Origin of the sequence: Enterobacter oligotrophicus, from assembly GCF_009176645.1 — a bacterium.
Classification (GTDB): domain Bacteria; phylum Pseudomonadota; class Gammaproteobacteria; order Enterobacterales; family Enterobacteriaceae; genus Enterobacter; species Enterobacter oligotrophicus.
This window is the reverse complement of the sequence record NZ_AP019007.1, coordinates 3,836,877-3,849,056: the sequence shown is the minus strand read 5'-3', so window position 1 is coordinate 3,849,056 and position 12,180 is coordinate 3,836,877. Positions and strand designations below refer to the sequence as shown.

At 52.8% G+C, this 12,180-nt stretch carries 8 protein-coding genes; 5 read left to right on the top strand and 3 right to left on the bottom strand.

Annotation, left to right across the window (positions count from 1 at the left end; translation table 11 throughout):
- Positions 1 to 26 precede the first annotated feature (26 nt).
- The 3 genes from chiP to nagE form a co-directional block, all read right to left on the bottom strand.
- Positions 27 to 1,424 (bottom strand): chitoporin ChiP, encoded by a 1,398-nt coding sequence (gene chiP, locus EoCCA6_RS18420; RefSeq protein WP_152083874.1) that lies wholly within the window; start codon positions 1,422 to 1,424, stop codon positions 27 to 29.
- Positions 1,425 to 1,871: 447 nt separating this feature from the next.
- Positions 1,872 to 3,539 carry a glutamine--tRNA ligase gene (glnS, locus tag EoCCA6_RS18415; protein WP_152083873.1) on the bottom strand — a complete coding sequence of 556 codons (1,668 nt, stop codon included), beginning with the start codon at positions 3,537 to 3,539 and terminating at the stop codon, positions 1,872 to 1,874.
- A gap of 169 nt (positions 3,540 to 3,708) precedes the next feature.
- Positions 3,709 to 5,730 carry an N-acetylglucosamine-specific PTS transporter subunit IIBC gene (gene nagE / locus EoCCA6_RS18410; RefSeq protein WP_152083872.1) on the bottom strand — a complete coding sequence of 674 codons (2,022 nt, stop codon included), beginning with the start codon at positions 5,728 to 5,730 and terminating at the stop codon, positions 3,709 to 3,711.
- 327 nt (positions 5,731 to 6,057) lie between these two features.
- On the opposite strand from nagE, the gene nagB reads away from it, so the two are divergent.
- The 5 genes from nagB (at position 6,058) to asnB (ending at position 12,005) form a co-directional block, all read left to right on the top strand.
- Positions 6,058 to 6,858 (top strand): glucosamine-6-phosphate deaminase, encoded by an 801-nt coding sequence (gene nagB, locus EoCCA6_RS18405; protein WP_152083871.1) that lies wholly within the window; start codon positions 6,058 to 6,060, stop codon positions 6,856 to 6,858.
- Positions 6,859 to 6,914: 56 nt separating this feature from the next.
- On the top strand, positions 6,915 to 8,063 hold the full coding sequence (gene nagA / locus EoCCA6_RS18400) for an N-acetylglucosamine-6-phosphate deacetylase (protein WP_152083870.1): 1,149 nt from the start codon (positions 6,915 to 6,917) through the stop codon (positions 8,061 to 8,063).
- Between the two features lie 8 nt (positions 8,064 to 8,071).
- Entirely contained in the window at positions 8,072 to 9,292 is a 1,221-nt protein-coding gene (gene nagC / locus EoCCA6_RS18395; RefSeq protein ID WP_152083869.1) for a DNA-binding transcriptional regulator NagC, read from the top strand.
- Positions 9,293 to 9,337: 45 nt separating this feature from the next.
- Positions 9,338 to 10,090 carry a ribonucleotide monophosphatase NagD gene (gene nagD / locus EoCCA6_RS18390; RefSeq protein ID WP_152083868.1) on the top strand — a complete coding sequence of 251 codons (753 nt, stop codon included), beginning with the start codon at positions 9,338 to 9,340 and terminating at the stop codon, positions 10,088 to 10,090.
- A gap of 250 nt (positions 10,091 to 10,340) precedes the next feature.
- Positions 10,341 to 12,005, top strand: coding sequence for an asparagine synthase B (gene asnB / locus EoCCA6_RS18385; RefSeq protein ID WP_152083867.1), 1,665 nt, complete (start codon positions 10,341 to 10,343; stop codon positions 12,003 to 12,005).
- Positions 12,006 to 12,180: the final 175 nt, after the last annotated feature.

The following is a 12,180-nucleotide window of genomic DNA, read 5'->3' as shown; positions in this document are numbered from 1 at the left end:
CGGGACTCAGCCCGCCGGAGCGTTCATCAGAAGATAGTGAATGGCGCGATAACCATAAATTTCACGTCACGTTCATCCTGGAAGATGTTGCCGTAACCGCCCGCATAGCTTGGGATATCAGAATGGTTGTCGTACTGCGTGAAGTGCAGTTTGAACATGGTGCCTTTCGCACGCCCCTCCTGCAGGGTATAGATGGCATCCAGACTGTAGGAGGACTCTTTCAGACGGTAGTTTGGATCGTAGTACGCATCCGGTGTTGCCATATCCGCAGGCTTCGCGTCCCAGGCGTAAGCGTAAGAGGCACCCACTGCCCAGCCTGGCAGGTTCCAGTTTTTCAGGTCATACATCGCGCCGAAGAAGACCGCTTTTTCGCCGTCGGCGTTGAAGTCGGAGCGGTTATCCCACCAGATATCCAGACGAGCGTTAGAGGAGGCGTAGGTTGGGGTCATACGCTGCAGGAAGTAGCCCTGCTGCCCTTCTGCTTTCACCCATGTCCCTTCCAGACGTAAATCAACCTGGCCGACCTTATAGCCGAAAGTCAGCGCCTGCAGCCATGCGGTGCCGTCGTAAATATCATTGACGGTGCCGTTGCTGGCTTTATCACGCGTACCGTAGAACTGATAGCTGGTGCTCAGCGGGCTACCCGCGATATCAAATTTGTAGCTGGCTTTGGCAAAATATTGATCGATATAGCCTTCAGCCTGACCGAATGCAGCTTCAAGTACCAGATCGTTCTTGAAATCATACTTCGCGCCCAGCGAGTGGAGATATTCCACTTTGGTCTTTTTATCGTTCTGGTAGAACTTGTCCATTTCGATGTGCCACGGTGCTTTGTACTCGTTGGTCCACATATAGGAGAAGCTCAACGCACCCGCATCGCCGTAATCAAAATTAGCGCCAGCTTCAGCACCCTGATAGGTCCCTGGCATAAAGCTCCAGTGCGGGGCTAACAGTGTCTGACCAGTTGGCTGAATATAACCACCACGCGCCCATACCGGGCCATATTTGAATTTCGCTGCTGCCTTATACAGGCTGATACCGCTTTTATCCCCGGACCAGTCTTCATCATAGGCTTTGTTGCTGGAGGAGAATGCAATTTCGTTCGGGTGACCGCTGTCGCCGTTTTCGGCCATTTCAATGGCGGTGAATGCAGCAATATCCAGACCGAACATATCCGCCGCATAACCCGACTGGAAATCCAGGTTGGCGTTCCAGGTGGAGTGAGAAAGGTTGGTTTTGTATTTGTCTTCAGTGACGTCTTTACGGTCACGTTCACGCTGCCAGTAATAGATCCCGCCCGTAAGGGTAGAATCTTCGATAAAACCTGCTGCTTTTGCCTCTGGTGCAACCACCAGGCCCGACATTGCTGTCACACCGGCGATAGCCAGCGCCAGCGCACTACGTTTGCCACTGAACGTACGCATAGATTATTCCTCTTTGACGAATTAAAACGCCTAAAACGGCGGAAATATAAAAGACCTGATGGTCAGGGGCAGTTATAAATACCCTCGAATTAACTACCGTCTTTAGGTTATTTTTCGCGACGCGAATTATCAACGCTTTTCAGTGGGCAAAAGTCAGGATTATGACGAAGTGCACATAATTCGTAGTGCTTTGTAACATTTATCAGAAAGCGAGGATTGGCGGGGGGAAAACAATATATTTCAGTGAGTAACGCCTGAAGTAAGCCCGTATTGTTGAGCCTTAAGCATTTTCGCAAAAATAAAAACTTTTTTTAAAAAAATAAGTAGCACCACATTGACCAGATATTTTGACCTGCAATATTTATGTACGGCTTTAACAGCATGATCGTTAAATAAAAAAACGCCGCGATAAGCGGCGTTTGTTTCTCATTGACCACGGCTGCGATATTATTCGCCAATCTTCGCCCAGGTATCACGCAGGCCGACGGTACGGTTAAATACCGGTTTCTCAGCGGTGCTGTGACGGCTGTCCAGGCAGAAGTAACCTTCGCGTTCAAACTGGAACGCTTTACCGGCTTCGGCCGCTTTCAGGGACGGTTCCGCATAACCCTGTTTGATCACCAGTGATTCCGGATTGATGGTCGCCAGGAAGTCTTCCGCAGCACCAGGGTTAGGCACGCTGAACAGACGATCGTACAGACGAATCTCAACTGGCAGCGCATGCGTCGCGCTTACCCAGTGGATAACGCCTTTCACTTTACGGCCATCGGCGGGATCTTTGCTCAACGTGTCGGCATCGTAAGTACAGAAGATGGTAGTGATATTCCCTTCTGCATCTTTCTCCACGCGCTCGGCTTTGATCACGTAGGCGTTACGCAGACGCACTTCTTTGCCCAGCACCAGACGCTTGTACTGTTTGTTCGCTTCTTCGCGGAAGTCAGCACGATCGATCCAGATCTCACCGCTGAACGGCACATCGCGCGTTCCCATCTCTGGCTTGCTCGGATGGTTAGGCATGGAAACCAGCTCGCTCTCACCCTGCGGGTAGTTTTCGATAACCAGTTTCACCGGGTCGATAACGGCCATTGCACGCGGCGCGTTTTCGTTCAGGTCTTCACGAATGCAGGACTCCAGAGACGCGATCTCAATGGTGTTGTCCTGTTTGGTGACGCCGATACGCTTGCAGAACTCACGAATAGAGGCAGAGGTATAACCACGGCGACGCAGACCGGAGATGGTCGGCATACGTGGGTCGTCCCAGCCTTCAACGTGCTTGTCGGTCACCAGCAGGTTCAGCTTACGCTTGGACATCACGGTGTATTCCAGATTCAGACGAGAGAACTCGTACTGACGCGGATGCACAGGAATGGTGATGTTATCCAGCACCCAGTCGTACAGACGACGGTTGTCCTGGAACTCCAGCGTACACAGGGAGTGCGTAATGCCCTCCAGCGCATCGCTGATGCAGTGGGTGAAGTCGTACATCGGGTAGATGCACCACTTGTTCCCGGTCTGGTGGTGTTCTGCAAACTTAATGCGGTACAGCACCGGATCGCGCATCACGATAAACGGAGACGCCATGTCGATTTTGGCACGCAGGCACGCTTTGCCTTCTTCGAAGCCACCGGCACGCATTTTTTCAAACAGCGCCAGGTTCTCTTCCACGCTGCGATCGCGGTACGGGCTGTTTTTACCCGGCGCGGTCAGTGAACCACGGTATTCGCGGATCTCATCTGCAGAGAGTTCGTCGACATACGCCAGACCTTTGTTGATCAGTTCAACCGCGTAGGCATACAGCTGATCAAAATAGTCAGAGGAGTAGCAGATATCACCAGACCAGTTGAAGCCCAGCCATTGCACGTCATTCTTGATGGACTCAACGTATTCGATGTCTTCTTTTACTGGGTTGGTGTCATCGAAACGCAGGTTGCACTGGCCCTGGTAGTCTTGCGCAATACCAAAGTTCAGGCAGATCGATTTTGCGTGCCCGATATGCAGGTAGCCATTCGGCTCCGGCGGGAAACGCGTATGCACTGTGGTGTGCTTACCACTGGCCAGATCTTCATCGATGATCTGACGAATAAAGTTACTCGGGCGGGCTTCTGCCTCACTCATCGTGGATTCCTCAAAGCGTAAACAACGTATAACGGCATATGATCTTATAAGCCGGACGTAGTGACAACCCTTAAAACGGCTCTTGAGAAAATAATGGGGGCATTTGCTGCAAAAAAAAGCGGCGGAGGATCTCCCCCGCCGCTTAAGGCATGACTCTACTCAGGAGCGATTACTTGCCTTTAATCTCATACAGTGGCGTTTGACCCGCAACCACCTCGCCTTTCGCCTGAATCACCAGGCCGCTGAAGTCGTCGATGTTGCTGCATACCACCGGGCTAATCATGGAGCGCGCGTTGGCGTTCAGGAAGTCCAGATCCATTTCCAGAATCGGCTGGCCTGCGACCACTTCCGCGCCCTCTTCCACCAGGCGGGTAAAGCCCTGACCGTTCAGTGCCACGGTATCAATGCCCATGTGGACAACGATCTCCGCGCCTTTTTCAGTTTCGAGGCAGAACGCGTGGTTGGTGTTGAAGATTTTCACGATAGTCCCGGCTGCCGGGGACACCACGGTTTTATCCGTTGGTTTCACAGCCACACCGTCACCCACCGCTTTGCTGGCAAACGCTTCGTCAGGCACCTGTTCGATGGCAACCACCTCACCGGTAACTGGAGAAACCAGCGCGGCGATGGTCGTTGCATTTGGCACAGCCTGTGGTTTTGCCGCAGTTGGTGCAGCAGCAGGCGCTGCAGACGCTTCCGCAGCGGCTACCGGGCCGGTGGTTTTCATGGCGTTAGCAATTTTTTCTGCCACAAAGCCCACGATAATCTGCACGCTGGTTTTGTTCAGACGGATAACACCAGATGCGCCCAGACGTTTTGCCAGTGCTTCGTTCACCAGGGAAGAGTCTTTCACGTTCAGACGCAGACGGGTGATACAGGCATCAATACCGGTCAGGTTGTCAGAACCGCCTACCGCAGCAATGTACTGACGCGCCAGACCTGCTACGTCCTGGTCTTTATCCACGCTCACATTCACGTCCTGACCATCCGCTTCGCTACCGGCTACAGCCAGCTCACGGCCCGGCGTCATCAGGTTGAATTTGGTGATGGTGAAACGGAACACAACATAGTAAATAACGAAGAACACCAGACCTTGTGGGATCAGCATCCACCAGTGCGTTGCCAGCGGGTTACGGGAAGAAAGCACCATATCCACCAGACCCGCGCTGAAGCCGAAGCCCGCAATCCACTGCATGCTTGCGGCGATGAACACGGAGATACCGGTCAGCACGGCGTGGATCACATACAGAACCGGAGCAACGAACATGAAGGAGAATTCCAGCGGCTCGGTGATCCCGGTAAAGAAGGCGGCAAATGCACCGGCCATCATGATACCCAGCACTTTTGCTTTGTTCTCAGGACGCGCACAGTGGTAGATAGCCAGCGCTGCACCCGGCAGGCCGAACATCATGATTGGGAAGAAGCCCGCCTGGTAACGGCCCGTGATACCGACAACCGCTTTACCGGCTTCGATGGACTGAGCGCCACCCAGGAAGTTAGGAATATCGTTAATACCGGCAACGTCGAACCAGAATACGGAGTTCAGCGCATGGTGCAGACCAACCGGGATCAGCAGACGGTTGAAGAACGCGTACACGCCCGCACCGACAGAACCCAGTTTCTGGATGTGTTCACCAAAGTTCACCAGACCGTCGAAGATCACCGGCCAGATGTACATCAGGATGAACGCAACGAAGATCATCACGAAAGAGGTCAGAATCGGCACCAGACGGCGACCGCTGAAGAACGACAGCGCTTTAGGCAGCTCGACACTGCTGAAGCGGTTGTACAATTCCGCAGAGATAATACCGACGAGGATACCCACGAACTGGTTGCTGATCTTACCGAACGCGGCCGGAACCTGGTCCGCCGGGATCTTCTGGATCATGGAAACCGCAGCCGGAGAACAGAGCGTGGTCAACACCAGGAAGCCCACGAAGCCTGTCAGCGCCGCAGCACCGTCTTTATCTTTGGACATACCATAAGCCACACCAATGGCAAACAGTACAGACATGTTGTCGATGATGGCAGAACCGGACTTAATGAAGAACGCCGCTAATGCATTGTCCCCACCCCAGCCAACCGGGTCAATCCAGTAACCGACACCCATTAATATCGCTGCCGCTGGCAGCGTGGCGACCGGCACCATAAGCGCGCGGCCAACCTTTTGTAAATAACCTAGAATACTCACTTTCTTCCCCCTATGAGACCCCATTTAAGGCACATTCTCAGCTGTGTTTTTATTGTGTCACTAACCTATAGATACGGTTGATGATTCACTGGCATTGTGAGTGTGTGAAAAATTAATTCGTATCGCAAATTAAACGCGTACTTTTTGTGATTTTTGTCACCAAATATCGTTAATAACCCTCCCTTTCACTGGCTAACAGCGAAAACTTATTTTATCATTCAAAAAATCAAGACGGATTGATCCGGCCTGAAAGTTTCCAGGTTACGCTTAAGTATCAGGTTCCGCTGTCATCCGCCCACACTTTTACTTTAACTCTTGAGGTGAACAATGAGACTGATTCCCCTGGCAACTGCTGAACAAGTCGGTAAATGGGCCGCTCGCCATATCGTTAACCGCATTAATGCGTTCAAACCGACTGCAGATCGCCCTTTCGTACTGGGTCTTCCAACCGGTGGTACGCCACTGACAGCTTACAAAGCTCTGGTTGAAATGCACAAAGCGGGCCAGGTTAGCTTCAAACATGTTGTGACGTTCAACATGGACGAATATGTTGGCCTGCCAAAGGAACATCCTGAAAGCTACCACAGCTTTATGCACCGCAATTTCTTTGATCACGTTGATATCCCGGCGGAAAACATTAACCTGCTGAATGGTAATGCGCCTGATATTGACGCAGAATGCCGTCAGTATGAAGAAAAAATCCGCTCTTACGGCAAAATCCATCTCTTCATGGGTGGCGTGGGTAACGATGGTCATATCGCGTTTAACGAGCCTGCATCCTCTCTGGCTTCCCGTACCCGTATTAAAACGCTGACCCATGACACCCGCGTGGCAAACTCCCGTTTCTTTGACGGCGACGTAAATCAGGTTCCAAAATACGCCCTGACCGTTGGCGTGGGCACCCTGCTGGATGCCGAAGAGGTGATGATTCTGGTGCTGGGCGGCGTGAAAGCGCAGGCGCTCCAGGCAGCCGTTGAAGGCAACGTTAATCACATGTGGACCATCAGTTGCCTGCAGCTGCATCCGAAATCAGTCATCGTGTGTGACGAACCGTCCACGATGGAACTGAAAGTGAAAACGCTGAAATACTTCAACGAGTTAGAAGCTGAGAGCATCAAAGGTCTGTAATTGAATTACCGCCTCTTTATGCAGAGGCGGTCGCATTTTTTAAACCGGGGGTCGTTATGTACGCTTTAACCCACGGTCGGATTTATACCGGCCATGAAATTCTGGATGACCATGCGATTGTGATCGCGAATGGCCTGATTGAACGTGTTTGCCCGCTGGCCGAACTGCCGCCGGAGATAGAACAGCGCTCACTCAATGGAGCAACGATCTCCCCCGGTTTTATCGACGTTCAGCTTAACGGTTGCGGCGGTGTGCAGTTTAACGATACTGCTGAAGCGGTGACGGTCGAAACGCTGGAAATCATGCAGAAAGCCAACGAAAAATCGGGCTGTACCAGCTATCTGCCAACCCTGATTACCAGCAGCGATGACCTGATGAAACAGGGTATCCGCGTAATGCGTGAATACCTGGCAAAACATCCGAATCAGGCGCTGGGCCTGCACCTTGAAGGACCATGGCTGAACATGGTCAAGAAAGGCACCCACAACCCGAACTACGTGCGTAAGCCGGATACCGGGCTGGTTGATTACCTGTGCGCCAACGCCGACGTGATCACCAAAGTGACGCTGGCACCTGAGATGACCGGCACTGACGTCATCAGCAAACTGGCTGCCGCCGGGATTGTGGTTTCAGCGGGCCACTCAAACGCCACGCTGAAAGAAGCGAAAGCCGGTTTCCGCGCAGGCATTACGTTTGCGACCCACCTGTACAACGCCATGCCGTATATCACCGGCCGTGAACCGGGGCTGGTTGGGGCTATTCTGGATGAGCCAGACGTCTATTGCGGCATTATTGCTGATGGCTTGCACGTCGATTACACCAACATCCGCAACGCTAAACGTCTGAAAGGTGACAAGCTGTGCCTGGTGACGGATGCAACCGCACCGGCAGGGGCAAATATTGACCAGTTCATTTTTGCTGGTAAAACAATATACTACCGTAATGGACTGTGTGTGGATGAGAATGGCACGCTGAGCGGTTCTGCCCTGACGATGATCGAAGGGGTGCGTAACCTGGTTGAGCATTGCGGCATCGCACTTGATGAAGTGCTGCGTATGGCAACGCTTTATCCGGCGCGCGCAATGGGCGTAGATAAACAGCTGGGCGGCATTGCACCGGGTATGGTTGCAAACCTGACGGCATTCACACACGATTATAAAATTATTAAGACCATCGTTAATGGTAACGAGGTCGTCACTGAGTAAGTAAAAGTATGACACCAGGCGGACAAGCTCAAATCGGTAATGTCGATCTCGTTAAACAACTTAACAGCGCGGCAGTTTATCGCCTGATTGACCAACACGGGCCAATCTCGCGCATTCAGATAGCCGAACAAAGCCAGCTTGCTCCCGCCAGCGTGACAAAAATTACACGTCAGCTTATTGAGCGCGGCCTGATCAAAGAAGTCGATCAGCAGGCCTCCACCGGGGGTCGCCGCGCGATCTCCATTATCACCGAAACCCGCAATTTTCAGGCCATTGGCGTCCGTCTTGGTCGCCATGACACCACGCTTACGCTTTACGATCTGAGCAGCAAAGCCATCGCTGAAGAGCACTACCCGCTTCCGGAGCGTACCCAGGAGACGCTGGAACACGCGCTGCTGAATACCATTGCGCTGTTTATCGAAAGCTGTCAGCGCAAGATCCGCGAACTCATTGCCATCTCGGTGATCCTGCCGGGCCTGGTCGACCCTGAAAGCGGCGTCATTCGCTACATGCCGCATATTCAGGTGGAGAACTGGGGGCTGGTCGACGCGCTGGAAAAGCGCTTTAAGGTGACCTGCTTTGTCGGTCACGATATCCGCTCGCTGGCGCTGGCAGAGCACTACTTTGGTGCGAGCCAGGACTGTGAAGACTCTATTCTGGTGCGCGTTCACCGTGGTACGGGCGCAGGGATTATTTCTAACGGGCGGATTTTTATCGGTCGCAACGGCAACGTGGGCGAGATCGGCCACATTCAGGTCGAGCCGCTTGGCGAACGTTGTCACTGCGGAAACTTTGGCTGCCTCGAAACCGTTGCCGCTAACGCGGCGATTGAACATCGGGTCCGACATCTGCTGGAACAGGGCTACCAAAGCCGCGTGACGCTGGATGACTGTAAGATCGGTGCCATCTGCAAGGCCGCCAACAAAGGTGACGCGCTGGCCTGCGAAGTGATCGAGCAGGTAGGACGGCATCTGGGTAAAACCATTGCCATTGCCATCAACCTGTTTAACCCGCAAAAAGTGGTGATTGCTGGCGAAATAGTCGAAGCCGAAAAAGTGCTATTGCCCGCGATTGAAGGCTGCATTAACACCCAGGCGCTGAAAGCGTTTCGTCAGAATTTACCGGTGGTGCGCTCAACGCTGGATCATCGCTCAGCCATTGGTGCCTTTGCCCTGGTGAAACGCGCCATGCTCAACGGTATTCTGCTGCAACATTTGCTGGAAAGTTGATCGGGTCTTATAGTAACGCCTTCTTTTTTTGATGTCGGAAAGTCCATGACCATTAAGAATGTAATTTGTGATATCGACGGCGTGCTGATGCACGATAACGTTGCCGTGCCGGGTGCTGCGGAGTTTCTTCACCGCATCATCGACAAAGGAATGCCACTGGTTCTGCTCACGAACTACCCTTCCCAGACTGGTCAGGATCTGGCAAACCGCTTCGCCACCGCAGGCGTCGACGTGCCGGACAGCGTGTTTTATACCTCTGCAATGGCGACTGCAGATTTCCTGAAGCGTCAGGAAGGCAAAAAAGCCTACGTGGTCGGTGAAGGTGCGCTGATCCACGAGCTGTATAAAGCAGGTTTTACCATCACCGATGTGAACCCGGACTTTGTGATTGTGGGCGAAACGCGTTCCTATAACTGGGAGATGATGCATAAAGCATCGTACTTCGTCGCCAACGGCGCGCGTTTCATCGCCACCAACCCGGATACCCATGGCCGTGGTTTTTACCCGGCGTGCGGTGCACTCTGCGCGGGTATCGAAAAAATATCCGGTCGTAAGCCGTTTTTTGTTGGTAAGCCGAGTCCGTGGATCATTCGCGCTGCACTGAACAAAATGCAGGCCCATTCAGAGGAAACCGTGATTGTCGGCGACAACCTGCGCACCGATATTCTGGCCGGATTCCAGGCGGGTCTTGAGACAATACTGGTCCTCTCTGGCGTATCGACGCTCGACGATATCGACTCCATGCCGTTCCGGCCAAGCTGGATTTACCCTTCCGTCGACGAAATCGATGTGATCTGATTCAGAGCCACGCCTCAGGGCGTGGTTCTTCATTTCAGCCCTAAACAAACATCACGCCATCTAACAGAAACCAGCATTCATTGCATAATCATCAATAAAAGCACTCAGGTCATACTCTTTTTTCAACATTCAGCAATCACCATTGCACTATTTTCGTTTCTCCCCGTAAAACGCTTGCGCCCCCTCCCCCTTTTGCGGCATTTTCATAAGCAAGCAACATTACAAAGCAACAGGGTTAACGGAGAAGGTTATGTGTTCAATTTTTGGCGTACTGGATATTAAAACTGACGCGGGTGAACTGCGTAAAAAGGCTCTCGAACTGTCCCGCCTGATGCGCCACCGCGGTCCGGACTGGTCCGGCGTTTACGCCAGCGATAAAGCGATTCTGGCTCATGAACGTCTGTCGATTGTTGACGTCAACGCCGGTGCACAGCCGCTGTATAACGAGAAAAAAACACACGCGCTGGCTGTGAACGGTGAAATCTATAACCATCAGGCACTGCGCGCCGAGTACGGCGATCGCTACGCGTTCCAGACCGGATCTGACTGTGAAGTGATCCTGGCGCTGTATCAGGAGAAAGGTCCGGAATTCCTGGACGACCTGCAGGGCATGTTTGCCTTCGCGCTGTACGACAGCGAAAAAGACGCCTACCTGATTGGCCGCGATCATATTGGTATCATCCCGCTGTACATGGGCCACGACGAGCATGGCAACTTCTATGTCGCGTCTGAAATGAAAGCCCTGGTGCCGGTTTGCCGCACCATTAAAGAGTTCCCGGCAGGCAGCTATCTGTGGAGCAAAGACGGCGAGATCCGCCCGTACTACCAGCGCGACTGGTTCGATTATGACGCGGTAAAAGACAACGTCACGGACAAAGCCGAGCTGCGTCAGGCGCTGGAAGATTCCGTGAAAAGCCACCTGATGTCAGACGTGCCTTACGGTGTGCTGCTCTCCGGCGGCCTGGACTCCTCTGTGATCTCCGCGATCACCAAGAAATACGCTGCCCGTCGCGTTGAAGATCAGGAACGCTCTGAAGCCTGGTGGCCGCAGCTGCACTCCTTCGCCGTGGGCCTGGAAGGTGCACCGGATCTGAAAGCCGCGCAGGAAGTGGCTAACCACCTCGGCACCGTGCACCATGAAATTCATTTCACCGTGCAGGAAGGTCTGGATGCGATCCGCGATGTGATCTATCACATTGAAACCTATGACGTTACCACCATCCGCGCCTCCACGCCGATGTATTTAATGTCCCGTAAGATCAAAGCGATGGGCATTAAGATGGTGCTGTCCGGTGAAGGCTCGGACGAAGTGTTTGGCGGCTATCTCTATTTCCACAAAGCGCCAAACGCCAAAGAGCTGCATGAAGAAACCGTGCGTAAACTGCAGGCGCTGCATATGTTTGACTGTGCGCGTGCCAACAAAGCGATGTCCGCCTGGGGCGTGGAAGCGCGCGTGCCGTTCCTGGATAAGAAATTCCTCGATGTGGCGATGCGCATCAACCCGCAGGACAAAATGTGCGGCAACGGTAAAATGGAGAAACATATCCTGCGTGAATGTTTCGAATCCTACCTGCCAGCAAGCGTTGCATGGCGTCAGAAAGAGCAGTTCTCTGACGGCGTTGGCTACAGCTGGATCGACACTTTGAAAGAGGTGGCGGCAAAACAGGTTTCCGACCAACAGTTGGAAACCGCGAGCTTCCGCTTCCCGTACAACACGCCAGGCTCTAAAGAAGCGTATTTGTACCGTGAGATCTTTGAAGAACTGTTCCCGGTTCCGAGCGCCGCCGAATGTGTGCCGGGTGGCCCGTCCGTCGCCTGTTCTTCTGCGAAAGCCATTGAATGGGATGAATCTTTCAAAGCGATGAACGATCCTTCAGGACGTGCGGTAGGCGTTCACCAGTCCGCCTATAAGTAATCGCTTAAACTGTACACAGGCCCTTCGGGGCCTTTTTTTTGCCTTACTTTTCACCGCACAAAATCGATTAATAACCAATAATTGCCGAATATTCGGCCACGCTGTTCGCAACCTAACCAAACAGTCACATTCCGGCTATTTTCGTTGAAAAAGGTGTTGACGCTGCAAGGGTCTA

Bases quoted from the DNA above. Each gene is read 5' to 3' on its own strand.
- chiP (WP_152083874.1), bottom strand. From the start codon at position 1,424: ATGCGTACGTTCAGTGGCAAACGTAGTGCGCTGGCGCTGGCTATCGCC.
- glnS (WP_152083873.1), bottom strand. From the start codon at position 3,539: ATGAGTGAGGCAGAAGCCCGCCCGAGTAACTTTATTCGTCAGATCATC.
- nagB (WP_152083871.1), top strand. From the start codon at position 6,058: ATGAGACTGATTCCCCTGGCAACTGCTGAACAAGTCGGTAAATGGGCC.
- nagA (WP_152083870.1), top strand. From the start codon at position 6,915: ATGTACGCTTTAACCCACGGTCGGATTTATACCGGCCATGAAATTCTG.
- nagC (WP_152083869.1), top strand. From the start codon at position 8,072: ATGACACCAGGCGGACAAGCTCAAATCGGTAATGTCGATCTCGTTAAA.
- nagD (WP_152083868.1), top strand. From the start codon at position 9,338: ATGACCATTAAGAATGTAATTTGTGATATCGACGGCGTGCTGATGCAC.
- asnB (WP_152083867.1), top strand. From the start codon at position 10,341: ATGTGTTCAATTTTTGGCGTACTGGATATTAAAACTGACGCGGGTGAA.